Raw genomic sequence first — 21,617 nt, 5'->3', positions numbered from 1 at the left:
TGGCTGACGGTGCGGGCAGGCCTACCGTGGACCGGCGTCCGACGCGCCGAGACCGGAGCCAGCCCTCTCGTTTTGTCAGTGTCGTGCCGTAGAAAGAGTGGCACGGCGAGGTCCGCGGAGCGGATGTGAGGAGGTGGCCGGTGAGCATCCCCGAGCCATTGGACAACCCCTGGACCGACGCCGGTCCCGACGAGCGCCGCACCATGTCGCGGCAGCGCCGCGGTGACGACCGCGGCGGCCGGGACGAGCGGCACGACCGGGGCTCCGAGGCCGCGTGGGACAGCGGATCCGGCTTCGAGCGGGTGCCGCCCCAGGACCTCGACGCGGAGCAGTCCGTGCTCGGCGGCATGCTGCTGTCCAAGGACGCCATCGCGGACGTCGTCGAGGTGCTCAAGGGCCAGGACTTCTACCGGCCGGCCCACGAGACCGTCTACCAGGCCATCCTCGACCTGTACGCGAAGGGCGAGCCCGCCGACCCGATCACGGTGGCCGCCGAGCTGGTCAAGCGCGGCGAGATCAGCCGGGTCGGCGGCGCCTCCTATCTGCACACGCTGGTGCAGTCGGTGCCGACCGCGGCCAACGCCTCCTACTACGCGGAGATCGTCCACGAGCGTGCGGTGCTGCGCCGCCTGGTGGAGGCCGGCACCAGGATCACGCAGATGGGATACGCGGCGGACGGCGATGTCGACGAGATCGTGAACTCGGCGCAGGCCGAGATCTACGCCGTCACCGAGCAGCGCACCAGCGAGGACTACCTGCCGCTCGGCGACATCATGGAGGGCGCCCTCGACGAGATCGAGGCGATCGGCTCGCGCAGCGGCGAGATGACGGGCGTGCCGACGGGCTTCACGGACTTCGACTCGCTCACGAACGGCCTGCACCCCGGCCAGATGATCGTGATCGCGGCACGCCCCGCGATGGGCAAGTCGACACTGGCGCTCGACTTCGCACGGGCCGCGTCCATCAAGAACAACCTGCCGAGTGTCATCTTCTCGCTGGAGATGGGACGCAACGAGATCGCGATGCGCCTGCTGTCGGCGGAGGCGCGGGTCGCGCTGCACCACATGCGCTCGGGCACGATGACGGACGAGGACTGGACGCGCCTGGCCCGCCGCATGCCGGAGGTCACGCAGGCGCCGCTGTACATCGACGACTCGCCGAACCTGTCCATGATGGAGATCCGGGCCAAGTGCCGCCGCCTGAAACAACGCAACGACCTGCGGCTCGTCGTCATCGACTACCTCCAGCTGATGCAGTCGGGCGGCTCCAAGCGCATCGAGAGCCGCCAGCAGGAGGTCTCCGACATGAGCCGCAACCTCAAGCTCCTGGCCAAGGAGCTGGAGTTGCCGGTCATCGCGCTCTCCCAGCTCAACCGCGGCCCCGAACAGCGCACGGACAAGAAGCCGATGGTCTCCGACCTGCGTGAGTCGGGCTCCATCGAGCAGGACGCGGACATGGTCATCCTCCTCCACCGCGAGGACGCCTACGAGAAGGAGTCGCCGCGCGCCGGCGAGGCGGACCTGATCGTGGCCAAGCACCGCAACGGCCCGACGGCCACCATCACGGTCGCCTTCCAGGGCCACTACTCCCGCTTCGTCGACATGGCCCAGACCTGACCGCTCTCCCATGGGGGCGTGCGAGGGTGTGGCATGACGTCATCGACTTCTGACCCCACCCAGGTGGATCACCTGTTGCCCGCCACGCAGCGCGCACTGCTGCACCGCATCGCCGTGGGCCAGGCCGAGGGGCGTTCGCCCTCCCTCGTCGCCGCTGTGGCGCGTGATGGCCGGCTGTCCTGGTCCGGGGCGCGCAGCTGCCTGGACGGACACGCACCCGATGTGGACACGCAGTACAGGATCGGGTCCATCACCAAGACGTTCACGGCCGTACTGGTGATGCGGCTGCGCGACGAGGGCCTGCTCGACCTGGGTGACCCGTTGGAGAAGCATCTTCCCGGAACCGGTGTGGGTGAGCTGACGATCCACCAGCTGCTGTCCCACAGCGGCGGGTTGCGTGCCGAACCGCCGGGGGACTGGTGGGAGCGGACCTCCGGCTCGCTGCGGCCCGCGCTGTCCGACACGCTCGGCGAGGGGGCCGTCCTTCACCCGGCGGGGCGGCGCCACCACTACTCCAACCCGGGGTACGCGCTGCTCGGTGCGGTGGTGGAACGGCTGCGCGGGGACACCTGGGCGGAGGTGCTGCGCCGCGAGATCCTGCTGCCGCTGTCGCTCGACCGCACGACGGTGCAGCCGGCGGCGCCCCACGCGGGCGGCTGGGCCGTCCATCCGTGGGCCGACGCCATGCTTCCTGAACCGCTCCAGGACCTGGGCGTGATGGCACCCGCGGGGCAGCTGTGGTCGACGGCCGGGGACCTCTGCCGGTTCGGCACGTTCCTCGTCCAGGGCGACGCCCGGGTGCTGAGCGCCGCATCCGTGCGCGAGATGCGGGCCCCCTCGACGCCACCGGACCCGGACGACTGGGCGAGCGGTTACGGACTCGGTGTCCAGCTCGCCCAGCGCGGCGGGCGGACGCTCGCGGGACACACGGGGTCGCTGCCGGGGTTCCTGGCCTGCCTCTGGACGCACGGGGACGAGGGGATCGTGTCGGTCGCGTTGGCCAACGCGACCTCGGGCCCGGCCATCGGTGCGATCGCCGCCGATCTCCTGGCCACGGTCGCGGACGCCGAGCCCCGCATCCCCGACGCCTGGCGCCCCATGGAGAACTTCGACAACGGGCTGCTGGAGATCGCGGGCCAGTGGTACTGGGGCACCAACGCCTACGGGCTGAAACTCGTCTCCGACGGCGGCCTTGAGCTCTATCCCCTGTCCGGCGCCGGGCGCGGATCACGGTTCGTCGCCACCGCGAACAGCGACGGCGACGGCGTCTCCGCCGACCGGACCTGGCGAGGTCTCGACGGGTACTACGCGGGGGAGACGTTGCGCATCGCCCGGACCACGGACGGCTCCGTCAGCCATCTCGACCTCGGCACGTTCGTCCTCACGCGGCAGCCCTACAGCCCTGCGGAGGCCGTGCCCGGCGGCGTGGACGGCGACGGCTGGCGCTGACTGTGCGCGGCGGGTGGGTGTTTCACGTGAAACACCCACCCGCCGCACGAATGTCCCGTCGTACGGGCACCCGTCACAGGGCCATCTTGAAGCCGAGGTGTGAGGCCGTGAAACCCAGCCGCTCGTAGAAGCGGTGCGCGTCGGTGCGGGTGGCGTCCGAGGTGAGCTGGACCACCTGGCAACCCCGCCGCCGGGCCTCCTCGATGGCCCAGGTGATGAAACGCGTGCCCAAACCGCTGCCGCGTTCGTCGGCGTGCACGCGGACGCCCTCGATGATGGCGCGTGTAGCACCTTGCCGGGACAGGCCGTGCACGATCGAAAGCTGCAGCGTCCCGACGATCCGGTCACCGCGCGCCGCGACCATCAGATGCTGGTTCGGATCGGCGCCCACGCGCTGGAACGCCTTCTCGTAGGGGGCGAGGTTGTCCGGGGACTCGCGCTGCGCGCCGAGGGCGTCGTCGGCCAGCATCGCCACCACCGCGGGGATGTCGTTCTGGGTAGTGCGGCGTATCACCAGGTCTTCGCCGGCTTCGTCAGTCATGAGCGTGAGCCTAGGTGAGGGGCGAGCGCGGGTCGCTCCGGTTTCTCAGAGCGTCGCCATGGTCAAAGGCGCGAAGCGGCGGCCTCGGTCGCACGGCAGGTCGTCGGTCCCGTGGACCATCACGGCGCTGGTGACGACCACGTCCAGGCCGTGTTCCTTGAGCCAGGCCAGCAGCCCTTCGTGACGCGCGTCGATGTCCGTGCGCAGGGGGCGATCGGTGGACGAGGCGAGTGAGGCGATCAGGGCCTTGGCCGTCGGCGCGTCGCGGGCGATCAGGGGACCGATCACATCGGCGTCCGTACTGGCCCAGGTGGCCGCGTAGCCGACGACGTCCGAGCCGTCCACGGCGACCCGCAGCTGCTCGGCGAAGGCCGGGAAACGGGTGATCATCAGTGTGCGGTCGACGCCGAAGACCTCGGTGTCCAGCCGCACGATGGCCGGCAGGTCCTCGGCGGTAGCGGTGCGGACCGTGATCCCTTCGGGCGAGAGGCGGTCCTGCGGGGGCGGGGACAGCAGCCGCCCGCGCACCTTCACGTTCTGGCCGATCACCGTGAACCCGAGCCGCTCGTAGAGAGGCTGTCCGAACCGGGTGGCGTACAGCGCGAGCGGGGTGTTGCCGGCCTCCCGCATCGCGTGCCGCATCAACCGCTGCCCCAGGCCCTGGCGCTCATGGTGGGTGGCCACGAGCATCATGCCGATCACCGACAGCTCGCCGGCATGACCCGCGCCCGGGGTGCCGTACCGCGTGACCACACAGACAGCCGCAAGGCCCGTTCCGTTCGGGTCGTCGATCCCGTATCCGGTCCCGGCGGTGAGCAGGAGCCGCCACTTGTGCTCGTCGGGCGGCCAGCCCCGGTCGGCCGCCAGTTCTGCGCAGGACGCCAGGTCGCGCAAGGTCAGCGGCCGGATCGGAACCTCTGCGAGCGGTGTCGACATGGGCCCAGGCTGACGGAGGCGTTGATCGTTCGTCCAGCGCTTTAGGCAAAATGGCCAAGAATTTCGGACGCTGTTTCACGTGAAACACGTGCCGGACACCGGCTCGCCCATCCGTACTAATGTCCCCTCCATGGCGACCGCACCCAAGCTGCACCTTTTCGATGTCGACGGCACCCTGATCAGGGGATCCGCCGCGGCCGTGGAAATATCCCGGCAGCTGGGGGTGACCGCTCAGATCGAGGAGCTGGAGCGTCTATTCGTCACGGCCGGACTTCCGGCGGCCGATTTCGCCTCCCGGGCTAGGGAGATCTGGGCGGACCTCACCGTGGCCCATGTGACGGCCGCCTTCGAGCAGGCGCCCTGGCTGGACGGCATACGGGACGTCTGGGCCGACATCCGCGCCCGGGGAGACTACTGCGCGGTGATCTCGCTCGGGCCGAGCTTCTTCGTGGAGCGGTTGCTCGACTGGGGACTCCACGCCGCCCATGCGTCCGTCTGGCCCGCCGTGCCCTTCACCGAGCCGGTGGAGCCCTCGGGCATCCTCAGCCCTGCCGCCAAGGTCCACACGGCCGAGCGACTCTGCGGCGAACTGGGGCTGCGACTGGAGGACTGCGTCGCCTACGGGGACTCGATGTCGGACGCGGAGCTGTTTCGCGTCGTGCCGAGCGCGGTCGCGGTGAACGCGGACCACCACGTGGCAGGCATCGCCACCCACACCTACAGCGGCGGGGACCTGCGCGACGCCTATGCGCTCGTGCGAGGGTGACGCGTGTGCAAGGCCTCAGCCGAGGTCGGGTGCGTGCATGGCGCGCACCCCCTCGATGTTGCCGTCCAGGTAATGGCGCAGCGACAGCGGGACGAGATGGACCGCGGCGATCCCGACGCGGCTGAACGGCACCCGGACGATCTCGTACTCGCCCCGCGGCTCGTCCACCTCGGGCCCGTGCCGCAGCGACGGGTCCATGGACTCCAGACGACAGACGAAGAAGTGCTGGATCTTGACTCCCGCCACGTCCTCGGCACCCTCGGCGACATGCTCGACCGTGTCCACGAAGCAGGGGACCACATCGGTGATCTTCGCGCCCAGCTCCTCGTCCACCTCGCGGTGCAGCGCGTCGATCACGGTGGGGTCGGTGTCCTCGACGCCTCCACCGGGCGTGACCCAGTAGGGGGCCACGCCAGGCCGGGTGCGCTTGATCAGGACCAGGTCTTCCCCGTCGAGCAGGATGGCGCGTGCGGTGCGCTTGACCACGGGCCGTTCGGTCATGGGAGAAGGCTGGCCCGTGGGGCGGCCGCCGAAACTCCTGTGGCCCCTGCTGTCACCGGGCCTCGGCGGAGCCTCCGGCGGAAAAGGCGAGGTGCGGAAACTGTGATTGAACACTGACGCTCAGTCAACTAGCCTTGCAGGCGTGCCTCTTTACGAGGGGCACACGGACGGCCCGAGCCACGAGGGGGGAGGCTCGGGCCGTTCGGCTACCGGGGTCCCGAGCCGTCCAGGGCGCGCAGGACGTCGGCGACGAGGTCCTCCGGGTCTTCCGCGCCCACCGAGAACCTGATGAACCCCTCGGGCACCGCGTCACCGCCCCAGCGGCCACGCCTCTCCGCCGTGGAGCGCACGCCGCCGAAGCTGGTCGCGTCGTCCACCAGGCGCAGCCCGTCGAGGAAGCGCTCCGCATGGTCGCGTCCCGGCAGCTGGAAGGAGACCACCGAGCCGTAGCGCCGCATCTGCAGCGAAGCGACGCGGTGCGACGGATCGCCGGGGAGGCCCGGATAGCGCAGCCCGGAGACCTCCGGGCGCTCGCTCAACGCGTGCGCGAGGGTCAGCGCGGTGGCGCACTGCCGGTCGTTGCGCAGCTGGAGCGTCGCCAGCGACCTGTGCGCGAGCCAGGCCTCCATGGGCCCGGGGATGGCGCCCGCGATCTTGCGCCAGCGCCGCACGGAGGCCGCGAGCGCCGGGTCGGTCACGGTGACGTGGCCGAGCAGCAGGTCCCCGTGGCCCGTCATGCCCTTGGTGTCGCTGGCGACCGAGAAGTCCGCGCCCAGGGTGAGGGGGCGCTGTCCGAGCGGGGTGGCCAGGGTGTTGTCGACCGCGACGAGCGCGCCCGCGGCATGGGCCCGCGCCGCCAGCTCGCGGATGTCACAGATGTCCAGGCCGGGGTTGGAGGGCGTCTCGATCCACAGGAGCTTCGCGCCGTCGAGCACGCGCAGCTGGCCGTTGCCGCCGGTCGGCGCGGTCCGCACCTCGATCCCGTAGGCGGCGAGCTGGTCGTGCAGCAGCGGCAGCGCCTGGTAGCCGTCGTCGGGGAACACGGCGACGTCGCCCGCCCGCAGCTGGGAGAAGGCCACGGCGGAGATGGCGGCCATGCCCGAGGCGAGGACGACGGTCTCCGTCGGCTGTCCGGGCGCCTCGAGCTCGCCGATGGCCCGCTCGAGCAGGGTCCAGGTCGGGTTCTCGTCGCGGCCGTACGTGTAGGGACCCGTCGGCTCGCCGGGCAGGTGGAAGTGCGCGGCGAAGACCGGTCCCGGCAGCGTCGGCTCGTACTTGACGGGTTCCGGCAGCCCCGCGCGTACGGCGCGCGTCCCCTCCCCCGTCTCCCGGCCGGCCGCCCTGTCGTGGCCGGTCACGGCTTCGCCTCACCGTCACGGATCGTCTTGACTGCGGAAATCTTCATGGTCTGATCGTGGCATGAAGGCATTCCGACTGGACGACCTGGAGGCGGAGCGCGCCGCGAACGACGGCGCCTACCTCCAGTTCATGCGCGGGCGCAGCATGTCGCTCGGGCTCTACGCACTGGACGCGGGCGAGGCCGACCGGCAGCTGCCGCACAAAGAGGACGAGGTGTACCTCGTGATGAGCGGCCGTGCGTCGATCACCGTGGGGACGGAGACCACCCACGTGGCCAGGGGCAGCGTCGTCTTCGTGCCGTCCGGCGCCACCCACAAGTTCCACCACATCACGGAGGACCTCAGGGTCATGGTCGTGTTCTCCCCGCCGGAGAGCTGAACGCCCACTGCCCGCCCGCCCGGGCCGGACCCGCCGAAAAGCTGAGCCGGACCCCGAGAACGGACTCAGGGTCGGATCAGGGGAGAGCGGGGGACGGCACGCCCCCGTTCCGCCCGGCGACCTTCTAGCATCGAAAGCGTCAACCGGGCGTCCCGCGAACGGGGCGTGCCGGACATGAGCCGGAGAGGTCCGGAGGAGTGAGGTAGAGGCGATGGCAAGGCGGGAGATATTCGCTGGACTGCCCTGGTGGGTGAAGTGGGTCGCGGTGCCCCTGATCGTCCTCGTCGTGTTCGGCGGGCTGATCACGACCATCATCGGGTTCGTCATCGGGCTGCTCTTCAAGGCGCTCATCCTGGTCGCCCTGGTGGCCGGACTCATCTTCCTCGTACGCAAGTTCACGTCATCGTCGTCCTCGCACGACGGCTGGTAGAACCGGTTAGCCCGCGCGGGGGAAAGCCGTACGGGAAACCATCCTTGGCCCTGGTGTGCCCTTAGAGTGACTGGTCTCTGCCGCGCCCTGGCGGTCCCCCCGGGGCTCGGCGGGTGCGCGGGGGCGGCCCCCGCGGGCGGGCAGTCGCTCGTCCCCACCGCTGGGGGTGATCCTTGGCCACAGCAACACGTACAACCCGTACAGCCCTCAATGCCTCGGCTGCCACGCGCGCCGGGGCGCCTACGCTGATCGGCTCGGTGCAGCGCGCGCTGCGGCTGCTCGAGTCCGTCGGCGCCCACCGGGACGGGGCCCCCGCGAAGCAACTCGCCCGCGAGGCCGGGCTGCCCCTTCCGACCACGTACCACCTGCTGCGCACCCTGACGCACGAGGGCTACCTCTCCCGGGAGAACGGCGTGTTCCGCCTCGGCGGGGCCGTCCCCCGGCTCGCCAGGGACGAGGCGCTGCAGAATCGTCGCAGCAAGATCGCCGAGACACTGCGGTCCCTGTGCGACCGTGTCGGTGCGCCCGTCTACTTCGCGGTCTACCGCGAGGGCGAGATCGAGCTCGTCTCGGTCGCCGACGCCCCCGAGACGCCCGCCGTCGACGAGTGGGCCGACTTCCGCGCCACGGGCCACGCGCACGCGATCGGCCAGTGCCTGCTGAGCCAACTCGACGGCGCCACCCGCCGCGACCACCTGGACCGCTACCCCGTCTGGTCGCTCACGCCGCACTCCGTGCGCAGCCGCGGCGCGCTGCTCACCCGCCTCGCCGCGCTCGACCGCACGGCCCGCGACCCGCTGCGCCCGGTGATCGAACGTCAGGAGTACGCGCTCGGCACCGTCTGCGCCGCGCTGCCCATAGCGGTCGGCCCCGCCGCCGCGACCATGGCCATTTCTGTGCCACTCGACAGGGAAGACGAACTCCTGCCGACCGTCGAACGGTTACGCAGAGAGATCAGCACGCTGCTGACCTCGGGAACCTTCTCTATCAGTATCTGAAAAATTACTCCTTGTGATCTGTTAGCGCTTCCAGGACGATTGAGTCAAGGGGGGCAAGGGGATCATTCCTAGCCGTATCTACTCCGGAGTGGTGCATGATGCGCGAATCGGTACAGGCCGAGGTCCAGATGAGCTTCCTCGTCTCCGAGGAGCTCGCGTTCCGGATCCAGGTGGAGCTTCACTACGAAACCGAAGATCCCTACGCGGTGCGCATGACCTTCCATCTGCCCGGTGACGCGCCCGTGACCTGGACGTTCGGGCGCGAACTGCTGCTCGACGGGATCAATGTCCCGAGCGGGGACGGCGACGTGCACATCGCGCCGACCGCGCCCGAGGACCTCTCGGACGTCCACATCACGCTCCAGGTCGGCGACGACCACGCGCTGTTCCGGGTGAGCGCGGCGCCTCTCGTCGCGTTCCTCGACCGGACGGACAGACTGGTGCCGCTCGGCCAGGAACAGGTGGCCGGCGACTTCGAGGGATCGCTCGAGAAGGAACTCGGCCGCATCCTGGCCGAGGAGAACGCGGGCTGACCGAACGCCGGCCGACGCGAGGCCGACGCGAGGCCGACGCGACGGCGGCTGGACCGGACGCCCGCAGACCGGACGGTGGCACAGGCCCTCTGGCCATCCCCATGGCCCTGGCGCTAGCGTGGACACGCATTTGCACACGCGGGAGCTCGGAGCACCGGGCTGAGAGGGCGCTGACGTGTGGTGACGGTGGTGGTGTCCACCACCCCGCACCCGACGCTGCGCCGACCGCTGAACCTGTTACCGGGTAATGCCGGCGTAGGGAGTCTGGTCTGATGACCGTTCAGGACACACACACGTCCGCAATCGGCTGGCACAAGGGATACGTGGAGGGTTCGCGTCCGGACCTCCGGGTGCCCGTGCGGCGGGTGCACCTCACCAACGGCGACGACGTCACGCTGTACGACACGTCGGGTCCGTACACCGACCCAGGCGTCGAGACCGACGTGCGCCGCGGCCTCGCGCCACTCAGGGAGAACTGGATCGTCGCCCGCGGCGACACCGAGGAGTACGCGGGGCGGCCCGCCCGCCCCGAGGACGACGGCCTCAAGCACACCTCGCCGCGCGGCGGGCTGCGCAACCTCGACGCGGTCTTCCCCGGCAGGCCGCGCCAGCCGCGCCGCGGCAGGGACGGCCGGCAGGTCACGCAGCTCGCGTACGCGCGGCGCGGCGAGATCACGCCCGAGATGGAGTACGTCGCCATCCGGGAGAACGTCGCGCCCGAGACCGTACGCGAGGAGATCGCGGCGGGCCGGGCCGTGCTGCCCGCCAACGTCAACCACCCGGAGATCGAGCCGATGATCATCGGCAAGAAGTTCCTGGTGAAGGTCAACGCGAACATCGGCAACTCGGCCGTCACGTCCTCCATCGAGGAGGAGGTCGACAAGATGACGTGGGCGACCCGGTGGGGCGCCGACACCGTCATGGACCTCTCCACCGGCCGCAACATCCACACCACGCGCGAATGGGTGCTGCGCAACTCCCCCGTGCCGATCGGCACCGTGCCGCTCTACCAGGCGCTGGAGAAGGTCGACGGCAAGGCCGAGGAGCTGACCTGGCAGATCTACCGCGACACCGTCGTCGAACAGGCCGAGCAGGGCGTCGACTACATGACCGTCCACGCGGGCGTGCTGCTGCGCTACGTGCCGCTCACCGCCCGCCGCAAGACGGGCATCGTCTCGCGCGGCGGCTCGATCATGGCGGCGTGGTGCCTGGCGCACCACAAGGAGTCGTTCCTCTACGAGCACTTCGAGGAGCTCTGCTCCATCCTCGCCTCGTACGACGTCACCTACTCCCTCGGGGACGGCCTGCGGCCCGGCTCCATCGCCGACGCCAACGACGAGGCGCAGTTCGCGGAGTTGCGCACGCTCGGCGAGCTCAACACGATCGCCAAGCGGCACGGCGTCCAGACGATGATCGAGGGCCCGGGCCACGTGCCGATGCACAAGATCAAGGAGAACATCGACCTCCAGCAGGAGGTGTGCGAGGAGGCGCCGTTCTACACGCTCGGCCCCCTCACGACGGACGTCGCCCCCGCCTACGACCACATCACCTCGGGCATCGGCGCCGCGATGATCGCCTGGTGGGGCACCGCGATGCTCTGCTACGTCACCCCGAAGGAGCACCTGGGCCTGCCGGACCGCGACGACGTGAAGACCGGCGTCATCACGTACAAGATCGCCGCACACGCCGCGGACCTGGCGAAGGGCCACCCGGGGGCGCAGGAGTGGGACGACGCGCTGTCCGACGCCCGCTTCGAGTTCCGCTGGGAGGACCAGTTCAACCTGGCCATGGACCCGGACACGGCCCGCGCGTTCCACGACGAGACGCTGCCGGCGGAACCCGCGAAGACGGCGCACTTCTGCTCGATGTGCGGACCGAAATTCTGTTCGATGAAGATCTCTCAGGACATCAGGCGCCGCCACGGCGGCGATCTGGATACCGCGGAGATCGACACCGAAGAGATCGACGCCGCGGGGATCGAGGAGGGCATGGCGGAGAAGTCACGCGAGTTCGCGGCGGCGGGCAACCGGGTCTACCTGCCGCTCGCCGAGTGACATCGCGAGCCGGGCTGGGCCTTCGCCAGTAGGCCTGGTCGGGGCTCAGTCGGGCTGGTGGTCGGGGCCGCCGTAGTCCGGGCTTGTGAAGTCCGGGCTCGAGTAGCGGGGGCCCCGGCGCCTCGCCGCGCCCTCGCCCGGGCTGGAGAAGTCCGGGCGGCTGTAGCCGATCTTCGGCAACTGGCCGCCCTCGCCCTGCCCCTGCCACCGCGCCATGGGCGCCGACGTGTCCGCCTCCCTGAGCGCCCGCCGCAGGTACGGGACGATGCCGCGCTCGAGCAGCGCGGCGCGCCACTCGTCGCGTGCGTCGCCGAGCCGGCGGGCCTCGTCCGCGGAGCGTATCTGCGTCGAGCCGTTGCGCAGCGCGGTGATCACCAGGCCGATGCCGCCCGCCAGGATGCCGAGCGCCATCACCGAGGCGAAGAACCAGCCGAAGGCGATCAGCGCGCCGGCGAGTGCGTGCGCGGGGCCCACCGCCTTCAGCAGGTAGCCCGCGAGCAGGAAGATCACCGCCGCGATCGCGGCGAGGACGGGGACGAGCACCGCGACGACGGCGACTACCCCCGCGCCCGTCCTCGCCGGGTCGCCTAGCACGGAGCTCCCCGGGAGGTGCCCGGACGGGGAAGGGGACGGCGGGGAGGCGGACGGAGGGGGCGCGGTGTCCGGGGCCGCTTCCGACGGGGCCGGCGGGGCCGCTTCCCGTGCGTGCGGGGAGCGGGGAGTGCGCAGTTCCTCGCGCACTTCCCGGTAGCGCTCGTACTCGGGGGCGGCCGCCTGCGCGATCAGCTGCTGCGCGTCCAGCGCCATGGCGCGCAGCTGGCGGGTGGTCAGTACGTCGCCGAGCCCGGCGAGTTCGGCGCGTTCGTGCGCGGTGCGCAGCGCTTCGTCGAGGGTGCGCTCGAATTCCGCGCGGTCCTCGCCCAGCAGGTGCGGAGCGCTCTTCATGGTGCATCCCCCGATGCTCCGTAGGCCGAACCGCCCGTCGTGGCACGAGCGGTCGGCAGAAACGGAGGAGAGTCTGCTACGGATACGCCGATGGTAGAGCGACTCCGGGCAACCGTGACAGGGACTTTCGCGAAAAGCGCCGCCCCTGCACGGAATCTGCTCTACAGCGGGAGCCGGACCACCAGCAGCTTTCCGGCCATGGTCACGCCGCCGTCCATGGCGATGGCAAGCCCCTCCGCATAGACGTGCGGACCTTCCACCACGGGGCCGGAGCCGCCGTCGGAGCCGGCGGCGTCCTCCGTGCCGACCTCGCCGAGCAGGTAGGGGATGGGGCTGTGGCCGTGCACGACGCGCCGGCCGCCGTAGGCGGAGAGGAGCTCGCGCGCGGCGTCCGGGCCGTCGTCGCGGAACGCGAAGCGCTTGGTCAGCTTGCGGAAGAGGTCCCAGCACTCGTCGGCGTCGTTGCGCGTGAGTACCTGGTGGACGGTGTCGTTGACGTCGTCGATCGTCGACCCGTAGTCCAGGTAGGCCGTGGTGTCGGAGTGCATCAGCAGGTGCCCGTCCGCCTCGGCCACCGCGTCGAGCCGGGACATCCACTGGAGGTGGACGTCCTGCAGGCGCTCCATGTCGCCCTGCTGGCCGCCGTTGAGCAGCCAGGCCGCGTGGAACGTCGCCGTGCCCGCGCCCGAGCTGACCGGCGTGGGGCCGAACCGCTTGGCGCCGAGCAGCAGCAGCTCATGGTTGCCCATGAGCGCCTTGCAGTAGCCGCCGGCGGCCGCGGCCTCGGCGGACAGCCGCATCACCAGGTCGATCACGCCGACGCCGTCGGGTCCCCGGTCGGTGAAGTCACCGAGGAACCAGAGGCGCGCCGTCCCGGCCGACCAGTGGCCCTCCTCGTCCACCAGGCCCTGTTCCGCGAGGGCCGCGAGGAGTTCGTCGAGGTAGCCGTGCACGTCGCCGACCACGTAGAGCGGGCCGAGGGCCGGCTCGCCGGCGGCGGTGTCCTCGATGCGCGTCTCGACCGCGGTGGCCTGCTCCGGGGTGATCACCGGGAGGTCGCGCTCGGTCGGGGTGTAGCCGTCGGGCGGCTCGTCGTCGGGGACGGCGTCGCCCGGGTGGACGGGGGCGGCCGGCTGCGCCTGGCCTGCCCGGGGCGCCGGCATGGGGCTGGGCGCGACGGGTTCGGGCGCGACGTGCTCTGGCGCGAGGTGTTCCGGCGCGACGTGTTCTGGCGCGTCGCCGGGCAGCAGTGGCGCCGGTGGCGCCACCGGCGCCGTCAGCGGTGCCTGCCGCTCCTGTGGCGTCTCGCCCGTCCCCACGGGAACCTGCGCGTAGGGCGGCACGCGGAAGTCGCGCAACGTCGCCGTACGCACCACGGGTCCCTCGTCGGCCCCCTGTGTCATCGACCCCTCCACCACCGTCGCGCCGCCGTACACCTCTCGGGTCTGACCGGTCGGGTGGGGGTCTGCCCACCTGAGGGAGGGAAAGGCCCGCGGTGTCGTCCGCCCATCATAGGAATGCGGCCGCTCCTGTGTGACGCACCAGGGGTGGTGAATCCGCACGCGATCGCCGGCGGTTCGCCGAATTCACGCCGAACGCCCCAAATGCAGAGGTCTGGACCTGCGCGCTCCGGCTCCTCGGGCCCGGTCGCTCTCCTCAGGGCCGGTCGCTCGCGGGCGAGCGCGGCGGGCTGACCGTCGTGCGCGGCGGCCGCCGCTGTGACGAGGTGCGGACGATGAGCTCGGTCGGTATCACCCGCTCGACGGGGCCTTCAGGGGCGACTCCCTCGATGGCGTCGATCAGGAGCTGTACGACGGCCGTGCCGATGCGGCGCGGTTTCAGCGAGAGCGTGGTGATCGGCGGCTCCGTCGCGGCGTACACGGTCGACTCGCTGCAGCACACGAGCAGCAGGTCCTCGGGGACGCGCAGGCCGTAGCGGCGCGCGGCGGCGAGCAGGTCGGTGCCGTTGGGGTCGAACAGGCCGTAGACCGCGTCGGGCCTGTCGGGGCGTGCCAGCAGCCGGTCCGCGGCGACGGCGCCCGCGCACGGGTCGTGGGCCGGGTACGACTCGTACACGGGGTCTTGGCCGACGCGTTCGCACCAGCGCAGGTACGCCGTCGTGGACAGGCGGGTGTACGTGTCCGTCGTGGTGCCGGTGAGCAGGCCGATCCTGCGGGCGCCGGCCTCGGCCATGTGGTCGAGCAGATCGAGGACGGCGGCCTCGTGGTCGTTGTCGACCCAGGCGGTGACCGGCAGCGTGCCGGCGGGGCGGCCGTCCGAGACGACGGGCAGGCCCTGCCGCACGAGTTCGGTGACGACGGGGTCGTGGTCGGACGGGTCGACGACGACGGTCCCGTCGAGCGCGACGTTGGACCACACGTCGTGCTGCGAGGTGGCGGGCAGGATCACCAGGGCGTAGCCGCGGGCGAGCGCGGCGGAGGTCGCGGCCCGCGCCATCTCGGCGAAGTACGCGAACTCGGTGAAGGTGAAAGGTTCATCCCCGTAGGTGGTGACGGTCAGGCCGATCAGGCCCGACTTGCCCGTACGGAGGGTGCGCGCGGCCGCGGACGGGCGGTAGCCGAGCCGTTCCGCGACCTCGCGGACATGGCGTCGGGTGGCGTCGGGTAAGCGTCCCTTGCCGTTGAGCGCGTCCGAGACGGTCGTGATGGAGACACCGGCCGCGGCGGCTACGTCCCGGATCCCTGCCCGACCGCTCTGCCGGCTCCCCCTGCGCGTTGTGTCCGTCCGGCTCACCTGGTGTTTCCCTGCTGCTGTCATGGCGAGCCGATAGTAGGGCGCGGCGCGGTGGTGGGGCGGGTCGCAAATGCACCACTTCGCAGGCACGTTTCTGCATGATCATTAGTGAGTAAACGCCTGGGAATGAAAGGGGGTTGGCGGGTTCCGAGCCGATCCTTTATGTGGCAGCGCGCATATGCCTGTGGCGGGGGCCATGTCTCGAAGAGGTCTCAACTCACCACTACGAGGGACGCGCGCCACGGCGCGAGCCACCGGCGCGCGCCGGACGAGGGTGCGCCCCCTCCTTCGGCCGTCCGGTATGCGCCCCCCGCGGTCCGGTAAGCGTGGCATCCGTCACGTTCTTCGCGGCCGACCGACCGTTCGAAAGGGAGCGATCTGCTCGTAAGGTGAACCCACCGGTCCTGCCGAACCGCCAGGACGGTGCCACGGACGGCGAGGAGGAGCGAGTCGTGAGCGAGACGGGCCCCAGGCTGCGCGCGCAGTTGGACGGCATCCCCACCTACAAGCCGGGCAGGCCCGCGCCGGCGGGCGGGGTCACCACGTACAAGCTGTCGTCGAACGAGAACCCGTACCCGCCGCTGCCCGGCGTGATGGAGCAGGCGACCGCCGCCGCGCGGCACTTCCAGCGCTACCCGGACCTGGCCTGCACGGCGCTGACGGCGGAGCTCGCCGAGCGCTTCGGCGTGCCCGCGTCTCACGTGGCGACCGGCACGGGCTCTGTAGGGGTGGCGCAGCAGCTGCTCCAGGCCACCTCGGGCCCTGGGGACGAGGTCATCTACGCCTGGCGCTCATTCGAGGCGTACCCGATCATCGTGCAGATCTCCGGGGCGGCCTCCGTCCGGGTGCCGTTGACGCCCGGCGAGTTCCACGACCTGGACGCGATGGCCGACGCGGTCACCGAGCGGACGAGGCTCATCTTCGTCTGCAACCCCAACAACCCCACCGGCACCGTGGCCCGCAGGGCGGAGCTCGAGCGGTTCCTCGACAAGGTGCCGGGCGACGTGCTCGTCGTGCTGGACGAGGCGTACCGCGAGTTCAACCGCGACCCCGAGGTGCCCGACGGGATCGAGATCTACCGTGACCGGCCCAACGTGGCCGTGCTGCGCACCTTCTCCAAGGCCTACGGGCTCGCCGGGCTCCGGATCGGCTTCGCCGTCGCGCACGAGCCGGTGGCCGAGGCGCTGCGCAAGACGGCCGTCCCCTTCGGCGTCAGCCAGATCGCGCAGGACGCCGCCGTGGCGTCGCTGCGCTCGGAGAAGGAGCTGATGGTCCGGGTCGACGCGCTGGTCAAGGAGCGCGACCGGGTGCTCGGGCGGCTGCGTGAGCAGGGCTGGACGGTCCCGGAGACGCACGCCAACTTCGTCTGGCTGCGGCTGGGCGACCGGACGGGGGAGTTCGCCGAGGCCTGCGAGCGTGCGGGGGTGGTGGTGCGGCCGTTCGCCGGCGAGGGCGTGCGCGTGACCATCGGTGAGAACGAGGCCAACGACCTGTTCCTGGCGGCCGCGGAGGCGTTTCGCTCCTAGGCGTTCCGCGCGCGGATGCGAGGGCCGCGGGCGCGCACCGGTTGGCGGTGTGACGCGTCCGCGGATGTGAGATGCGACGCGCCCGGCCGGCGGGGGATCCGGCCGGGCCGAGCGGTTTCCGCCGCCCCGGTGACGCATGCCGGGGCGGCTTCTCGTTGCGCTCGTCGCGGCGATTCGTCCGCATATGAGGTGCTCTGTCCGTACCGTTCGACGGCGCTTTTCGTGTGCGACGGGCGAGGTCCGTATGAGACGGCTCATATGTGACGTAGGCGACGTACCCCCGCGTGATTGTGCGGCAAATGGGTGAGCAATACTTGTCTTGTGAATGTGAACGCATTCACAAGCTCGCCTGGTTCGTGGGGGTATGACCACCCATGGGCCGGTGCGGGCCGCGTGACCACGGCGAAGTAAGGAGAGACGACGTGGACCTCGCTCTGGCGCCTGACACCCTGGCGCGATGGCAGTTCGGCATCACCACCGTCTACCACTTCCTCTTCGTGCCGCTCACGATCTCCCTCGCCGCCATCACGGCCGGCCTGGAGACCGCCTGGGTCCGTACCGAGAACCCGAAGTACCTCACGGCCACGAAGTTCTGGGGAAAGCTGTTCCTGATCAACATCGCGATGGGGGTGGTCACCGGCATCGTGCAGGAGTTCCAGTTCGGCATGAACTGGTCGGACTACTCGCGCTTCGTCGGTGACGTCTTCGGTGCCCCGCTCGCCTTCGAGGCGCTGATCGCGTTCTTCTTCGAGTCCACCTTCGTGGGCCTGTGGATATTCGGCTGGGACAAGCTGCCGAAGAAGATCCACCTGGCCTGCATATGGATGGTCTCCCTCGGCACGATCCTGTCCGCGTACTTCATCCTCGCGGCAAACTCCTGGATGCAGCACCCGACCGGGTACCACATCGACAAGAAGACCGGCCGCGCCGAACTCACCGACTTCCTCTCGGTGCTGACCCAGAACACGGCCATCACGCAGTTCGCGCACACGATCACGGCCTCGTTCCTGGTCGGCGGCGCGTTCGTGGTGGGCGTCGCGGCCTTCCACCTGGCGCGCAAGAAGCACATCCCGGTGATGCGCACCTCGCTGCGGCTGGGCCTGATCACCGTGGTGATCGCCGGCCTGCTCACCGCCGTGAGCGGCGACCAGCTCGGCAAGGTCATGTTCAAGCAGCAGCCCATGAAGATGGCGTCGGCCGAGGCGCTGTGGGACGGCGCGTCACCCGCGCCCTTCTCGATCTTCGCCTACGGGGACGTCGCCAAGGGCCACAACACCGTCGAGCTCGAGATCCCCGGGCTGCTCTCGTTCCTCGCCCACGACGACTTCTCGTCGCACGTCCCCGGCATCAACGACGTCAACAAGGCCGAGCAGCACCAGTTCGGCCCCGGCGACTACCGGCCCAACATCCCGGTCGCCTACTGGGGGTTCCGCTGGATGATCGGGTTCGGCATGGCGTCCTTCGCCCTCGGCATGCTCGGCCTCTGGCTGACCCGGAAGAAGTTCATGCTCCCCGCACGGCTGCGGACGGGGCCCGACGAGGTGCCCCATCTGGTCCTCTTCCGGAACAAGGTGCTCCACCCGAAGCTCGCCCGGTGGTACTGGCTCGCCGCCGCGTGGACCATGACGTTCCCCATGATCGCCATGTCCTGGGGCTGGATCTTCACCGAGAACGGCCGGCAGCCCTGGGTCGTGTACGGCGTGCTCCGCACCTCCGACGCGGTCTCCCCCGGTGTCTCGCAGGGCGAGGTCCTCACGTCCCTGATCGTCTTCACCCTGCTGTACGCGATCCTCGCGGTCGTCGAGTTCAAGCTGATGGTGAAGTACGTCAAGGCGGGGCCGCCCGAGCTCACCGAATCCGACCTCAACCCGCCCACCCGGATCGGGGGCGACCGCGAAGAGGCGGACGCCGACCGGCCGATGGCCTTCTCGTACTGAGGAGCCGACCAGTCATGCAACTCCACGACATCTGGTTCGTGCTGATCGCGGTCCTGTGGACCGGCTACTTCTTCCTCGAAGGGTTCGACTTCGGCATCGGGGTCCTGACGAAGGTGCTGGCACGCGACCGCACCGAACGGCGCGTCCTGATCAACACCATCGGCCCCGTGTGGGACGGCAACGAGGTCTGGCTCATCAGCGCGGCGGGCGCGACCTTCGCGGCCTTCCCCGACTGGTACGCCAGCCTGTTCTCCGGCTTCTACCTGCCGCTGCTGCTGATCCTGGTCTGCCTGATCGTGCGCGGCGTCGCGTTCGAGTTCCGGGCCAAGCGGCCCGAGGAGCGGTGGCAGCGCAACTGGGAGCACGCGATCTTCTGGACGTCGCTGCTGCCGGCCGTCGTGTGGGGCCTCCTGTTCGCCAACCTCGTGCACGGCATGGCGATCGACGCGCACGGCGACTACGTGGGCGGCCTGGGAGACGTCGTCAACCAGTACTCCCTGCTCGGCGGTGCGGTGACGCTGCTTCTGTTCACCTTCCACGGCGCCGTGTTCGCGGCGCTGAAGACGGTCGGTGACATACGGGTACGGGCCAGGCGGCTGGCCGGGACGCTCGGCGCGGCGACCGTCGCCGCGGTGGCGGGCTTCCTCGCCTGGACCCAGGTCGACAGCGGCGACGCGGAGTCGCTGTTCGCCGCGGCCGGTGCGGTGACCGCGCTGGTCCTCGCGGTGGGGGCCAACGGACGCGGACGCGAGGGGTGGTCGTTCGCCCTGTCGGGCCTGGCGATCGTCGGCCTCGTCGCGACGTACTTCTTCACGCTGTTCCCCGACGTCATGCCGTCCACGCTCGACCCCCGGTGGAGCCTGACCGTCGCCAACGCCTCCTCGTCGCCCTACACGCTGAAGATCATGACCTGGTGCGCCGGGTTCGCGACGCCGCTGGTGCTGCTCTACCAGGGCTGGACCTACTGGGTCTTCCGCAAGCGCATCGGGACCCAGCACATCGCCGGGGGCTCAGGGCGGCCCGGCGCCTCCGGCACGACCGTTCGCGCGGCTGACGCGCACTGACCGGGAGCGGGTGTTTCACGTGAAACCAATCGATCCCCGGCTGCTCCGCTACGCGCGGGCGACCCGCTTCTTCCTGATCGCCACGGTGGCGCTCGGCCTGCTGGGCGCCGGCCTTGTCATCGCGCAGGCGATGCTGATCGCGGACGTCGTCGTCGGCGCGTTCCACCACGACGAGGGGCTCGGCGCCCTCCGCACGCCGCTGCTGCTGCTCGTGGCGGTCGCGGTGGGCAGGGCGCTGGTGGCCTGGTTGACGGAACTGGCCGCGCACCGCACCAGCGCGGCCGTCAAGTCCGAACTGCGCGGCAGGCTCCTCGCGCGGGCCGCCCGGCTCGGTCCCGGGTGGCTGAGCGCCCGGCGCACCGGGTCGCTGGTCACCCTCGCGACCCGGGGAGTGGACGCGCTGGACGACTACTTCGCGCGCTACCTGCCCCAGCTCGGCCTCGCGGTCGTCGTGCCGGTGGCGGTGCTCGCCCGCATCGTCACCGACGACTGGATCTCGGCGGCGATCATCGTGGCGACCCTGCCGCTCATCCCGCTGTTCATGGCGCTCATCGGCTGGGTCACCCAGTCGAGGACCGACCGCCAGTGGCGGCTGCTGTCCCGGCTGTCAGGACACTTCCTCGACGTGGTCGCCGGGCTGCCGACGCTCAAGGTCTTCGGCCGGGCGGCGGCGCAGGCCGAGTCGATCCGCAGGATCACCTCGGAGTACCGGCAGGCGACGGTGCGGACGCTGCGCATCGCGTTCCTCTCGTCCTTCGCGCTGGAGCTGCTGTCCACCCTGTCCGTCGCCCTGGTGGCGGTCGGGATCGGGCTGCGCCTCGTGCGCGGCGACCTCGACCTGTACACGGGCCTGCTGGTGCTCGTACTCGCGCCGGAGGCGTACCTGCCGATCCGGCAGGTGGGCACGCAGTACCACGCGGCGGCCGAGGGGCTCGCGGCCGCCGAGGAGATCTTCGAGGTGCTCGAGTACGAGGTGCCCGCCGCGGGCGGCTCGCGGGTGCCGGGCCCTGTACGCATCGAGCTGACGGGCGTGACGGTACGCCACGAGGGCCGGGCCGCGGCATCGCTCGACGCGGCGGACCTGACCGTCGAGCCGGGGGAGACGGTGGCGCTCGCGGGGCCGAGCGGCGCCGGGAAGTCCACGTTGCTCGACGTCGTGCTCGGGTTCGCGCGGCCGTCCGAGGGCGACGTGCGTCTTGGCGGCGCCGATCTGGCGTCCGTCGACCTGGAGCGGTGGCGGGAGCGGATCGCCTGGGTCCCGCAGGTCCCTTACGTCTTCGCGGGGACCATCGCCGAGAACGTGCGGCTGGCCAGGCCCGACGCGGACGACGCGGCGGTGTGGTCGGCACTGCGCGAGGCGGGGGCGTACGAGTTCGTCGCGGCACTCCCCCACGGCGCCGAGACCCGTCTCGGCGAGGACGGCGCCGGCCTGTCCGCGGGCCAGCGCCAGCGCCTCGCGCTGGCCAGGGCGTTCCTCGCGGACAGGCCGCTGCTGCTGCTCGACGAGCCGACGGCGGCGCTCGACGGCGAGACGGAGGCCGGCATCGTGGACGCCGTGCGGCGCCTCGCGGCCGGACGCACGGTGCTGCTCGTCGCCCACAGGCCCGCGCTGCTCGCGGCGGCGGACCGGGTGGTGACGCTGCGGGGGCCTGGTGCGTCGGGTGCGTCGGGTGCTTCCGTTGCGTCCGGTGCCTCCGTTGAAGGAGGCTCGGTGGACGCGGGGCGACCCGTGCGCCCCGCACCCGGCGGGCGCCCCGAAGCCGCCGGCACCGGCGATCCCACGCCCGCCGCGCGAGAGGCCGCCCCCGCCGAAGGCGCGGGCAGGCACCT

Annotated in this window: 19 protein-coding genes; 12 read left to right on the top strand and 7 right to left on the bottom strand. The window is 70.9% G+C overall.

The features are described 5' to 3' along the window. The first annotated feature begins 158 nt into the window (after nucleotides 1-158). Nucleotides 159-1,616, top strand: a complete 1,458-nt coding sequence (gene dnaB / locus JFN87_RS18330) for a replicative DNA helicase (RefSeq protein WP_209341288.1) — start codon at nucleotides 159-161, stop codon at nucleotides 1,614-1,616. 33 nt (nucleotides 1,617-1,649) lie between these two features. Beyond that, the gene (locus JFN87_RS18325) at nucleotides 1,650-3,065 is read left to right on the top strand and encodes a serine hydrolase domain-containing protein (protein WP_209341266.1); all 1,416 of its coding nucleotides are present in this window, start codon (nucleotides 1,650-1,652) and stop codon (nucleotides 3,063-3,065) included. Nucleotides 3,066-3,138: 73 nt separating this feature from the next. Here the strand turns inward: JFN87_RS18325 and JFN87_RS18320 are convergent, their stop codons facing one another. Both JFN87_RS18320 and JFN87_RS18315 read right to left on the bottom strand, forming a co-directional pair. After that, entirely contained in the window at nucleotides 3,139-3,606 is a 468-nt protein-coding gene (locus tag JFN87_RS18320) for a GNAT family N-acetyltransferase (protein ID WP_209341263.1), read from the bottom strand. A gap of 45 nt (nucleotides 3,607-3,651) precedes the next feature. Continuing rightward, nucleotides 3,652-4,542, bottom strand: coding sequence for a GNAT family N-acetyltransferase (locus JFN87_RS18315; RefSeq protein ID WP_209341261.1), 891 nt, complete (start codon nucleotides 4,540-4,542; stop codon nucleotides 3,652-3,654). A 130-nt stretch (nucleotides 4,543-4,672) separates the two neighbouring features. Here JFN87_RS18315 and JFN87_RS18310 point away from each other — a divergent pair, with 130 nt between their 5' ends. Beyond that, a complete protein-coding gene (locus JFN87_RS18310) occupies nucleotides 4,673-5,308 on the top strand; it encodes an HAD family hydrolase (protein ID WP_209341259.1) in 636 nt (211 codons plus the stop codon). A gap of 15 nt (nucleotides 5,309-5,323) precedes the next feature. Here JFN87_RS18310 and JFN87_RS18305 read toward each other — a convergent pair whose 3' ends face one another. Then, nucleotides 5,324-5,809: an NUDIX domain-containing protein gene (locus JFN87_RS18305; RefSeq protein ID WP_209341257.1), complete on the bottom strand. Its 486-nt coding sequence runs from the start codon at nucleotides 5,807-5,809 to the stop codon at nucleotides 5,324-5,326. Nucleotides 5,810-6,015: 206 nt separating this feature from the next. Beyond that, nucleotides 6,016-7,167, bottom strand: a complete 1,152-nt coding sequence (locus JFN87_RS18300) for a cystathionine gamma-lyase (protein ID WP_209341255.1) — start codon at nucleotides 7,165-7,167, stop codon at nucleotides 6,016-6,018. Nucleotides 7,168-7,228: 61 nt separating this feature from the next. Between JFN87_RS18300 and JFN87_RS18295 the strand changes: the two genes are divergently transcribed. The 5 genes from JFN87_RS18295 to thiC all read left to right on the top strand — a co-directional run bounded on the left by JFN87_RS18295 (nucleotide 7,229) and on the right by thiC (nucleotide 11,561). After that, a complete protein-coding gene (locus JFN87_RS18295) occupies nucleotides 7,229-7,546 on the top strand; it encodes a cupin domain-containing protein (protein WP_209341253.1) in 318 nt (105 codons plus the stop codon). Nucleotides 7,547-7,757: 211 nt separating this feature from the next. After that, nucleotides 7,758-7,976 carry a DUF5326 family protein gene (locus JFN87_RS18290; RefSeq protein WP_030905320.1) on the top strand — a complete coding sequence of 73 codons (219 nt, stop codon included), beginning with the start codon at nucleotides 7,758-7,760 and terminating at the stop codon, nucleotides 7,974-7,976. Between the two features lie 245 nt (nucleotides 7,977-8,221). Further along, nucleotides 8,222-8,974 carry an IclR family transcriptional regulator gene (locus JFN87_RS18285; protein ID WP_209341283.1) on the top strand — a complete coding sequence of 251 codons (753 nt, stop codon included), beginning with the start codon at nucleotides 8,222-8,224 and terminating at the stop codon, nucleotides 8,972-8,974. 98 nt (nucleotides 8,975-9,072) lie between these two features. Next, a complete protein-coding gene (locus JFN87_RS18280; protein WP_209341281.1) occupies nucleotides 9,073-9,507 on the top strand; it encodes an SsgA family sporulation/cell division regulator in 435 nt (144 codons plus the stop codon). 272 nt (nucleotides 9,508-9,779) lie between these two features. Then, nucleotides 9,780-11,561: a phosphomethylpyrimidine synthase ThiC gene (thiC, locus tag JFN87_RS18275; RefSeq protein WP_209341248.1), complete on the top strand. Its 1,782-nt coding sequence runs from the start codon at nucleotides 9,780-9,782 to the stop codon at nucleotides 11,559-11,561. A 45-nt stretch (nucleotides 11,562-11,606) separates the two neighbouring features. Here thiC and JFN87_RS18270 read toward each other — a convergent pair whose 3' ends face one another. The 3 genes from JFN87_RS18270 to JFN87_RS18260 all read right to left on the bottom strand — a co-directional run bounded on the left by JFN87_RS18270 (nucleotide 11,607) and on the right by JFN87_RS18260 (nucleotide 15,284). Beyond that, nucleotides 11,607-12,506, bottom strand: coding sequence for a DUF6247 family protein (locus JFN87_RS18270; protein ID WP_209341246.1), 900 nt, complete (start codon nucleotides 12,504-12,506; stop codon nucleotides 11,607-11,609). A 161-nt stretch (nucleotides 12,507-12,667) separates the two neighbouring features. Then, the gene (locus tag JFN87_RS18265; protein WP_209341244.1) at nucleotides 12,668-13,909 is read right to left on the bottom strand and encodes a metallophosphoesterase; all 1,242 of its coding nucleotides are present in this window, start codon (nucleotides 13,907-13,909) and stop codon (nucleotides 12,668-12,670) included. A 253-nt stretch (nucleotides 13,910-14,162) separates the two neighbouring features. Next, nucleotides 14,163-15,284: a LacI family DNA-binding transcriptional regulator gene (locus JFN87_RS18260; RefSeq protein WP_209341241.1), complete on the bottom strand. Its 1,122-nt coding sequence runs from the start codon at nucleotides 15,282-15,284 to the stop codon at nucleotides 14,163-14,165. Nucleotides 15,285-15,712: 428 nt separating this feature from the next. Here JFN87_RS18260 and hisC point away from each other — a divergent pair, with 428 nt between their 5' ends. From hisC to cydD, 4 genes are all read left to right on the top strand, one after another. After that, complete coding sequence (gene hisC, locus JFN87_RS18255; RefSeq protein ID WP_209341279.1) at nucleotides 15,713-16,786, top strand: histidinol-phosphate transaminase; 1,074 nt, start codon at nucleotides 15,713-15,715, stop codon at nucleotides 16,784-16,786. Nucleotides 16,787-17,208: 422 nt separating this feature from the next. After that, nucleotides 17,209-18,723 carry a cytochrome ubiquinol oxidase subunit I gene (locus JFN87_RS18250; protein ID WP_209341240.1) on the top strand — a complete coding sequence of 505 codons (1,515 nt, stop codon included), beginning with the start codon at nucleotides 17,209-17,211 and terminating at the stop codon, nucleotides 18,721-18,723. A gap of 14 nt (nucleotides 18,724-18,737) precedes the next feature. Further along, a complete protein-coding gene (gene cydB, locus JFN87_RS18245; RefSeq protein WP_209341237.1) occupies nucleotides 18,738-19,787 on the top strand; it encodes a cytochrome d ubiquinol oxidase subunit II in 1,050 nt (349 codons plus the stop codon). A 19-nt stretch (nucleotides 19,788-19,806) separates the two neighbouring features. Next, nucleotides 19,807-21,617, top strand: a 1,811-nt coding sequence (cydD, locus tag JFN87_RS18240; protein WP_209341235.1) for a thiol reductant ABC exporter subunit CydD, incomplete at its 3' end; no start/stop codon positions are given.

This window comes from Streptomyces montanisoli (genome assembly GCF_017813245.1).
GTDB lineage: Bacteria > Actinomycetota > Actinomycetes > Streptomycetales > Streptomycetaceae > Streptomyces > Streptomyces montanisoli.
Note: the sequence above shows the minus strand (reverse complement) of the source record. Positions and strands in the feature narration are given on the sequence as shown.

Excerpts from the sequence above, each read along its gene's own strand:
- JFN87_RS18305 (WP_209341257.1), bottom strand. The coding sequence starts at position 5,809 with ATGACCGAACGGCCCGTGGTCAAGCGCACCGCACGCGCCATCCTGCTC.
- JFN87_RS18290 (WP_030905320.1), top strand. The coding sequence starts at position 7,758 with ATGGCAAGGCGGGAGATATTCGCTGGACTGCCCTGGTGGGTGAAGTGG.
- cydB (WP_209341237.1), top strand. The coding sequence starts at position 18,738 with ATGCAACTCCACGACATCTGGTTCGTGCTGATCGCGGTCCTGTGGACC.
- JFN87_RS18265 (WP_209341244.1), bottom strand. The coding sequence starts at position 13,909 with ATGACACAGGGGGCCGACGAGGGACCCGTGGTGCGTACGGCGACGTTG.
- JFN87_RS18270 (WP_209341246.1), bottom strand. The coding sequence starts at position 12,506 with ATGAAGAGCGCTCCGCACCTGCTGGGCGAGGACCGCGCGGAATTCGAG.
- JFN87_RS18260 (WP_209341241.1), bottom strand. The coding sequence starts at position 15,284 with ATGACAGCAGCAGGGAAACACCAGGTGAGCCGGACGGACACAACGCGC.
- JFN87_RS18310 (WP_209341259.1), top strand. The coding sequence starts at position 4,673 with ATGGCGACCGCACCCAAGCTGCACCTTTTCGATGTCGACGGCACCCTG.
- thiC (WP_209341248.1), top strand. The coding sequence starts at position 9,780 with ATGACCGTTCAGGACACACACACGTCCGCAATCGGCTGGCACAAGGGA.
- JFN87_RS18295 (WP_209341253.1), top strand. The coding sequence starts at position 7,229 with ATGAAGGCATTCCGACTGGACGACCTGGAGGCGGAGCGCGCCGCGAAC.
- JFN87_RS18280 (WP_209341281.1), top strand. The coding sequence starts at position 9,073 with ATGCGCGAATCGGTACAGGCCGAGGTCCAGATGAGCTTCCTCGTCTCC.
- JFN87_RS18315 (WP_209341261.1), bottom strand. The coding sequence starts at position 4,542 with ATGTCGACACCGCTCGCAGAGGTTCCGATCCGGCCGCTGACCTTGCGC.
- JFN87_RS18325 (WP_209341266.1), top strand. The coding sequence starts at position 1,650 with ATGACGTCATCGACTTCTGACCCCACCCAGGTGGATCACCTGTTGCCC.
- JFN87_RS18320 (WP_209341263.1), bottom strand. The coding sequence starts at position 3,606 with ATGACTGACGAAGCCGGCGAAGACCTGGTGATACGCCGCACTACCCAG.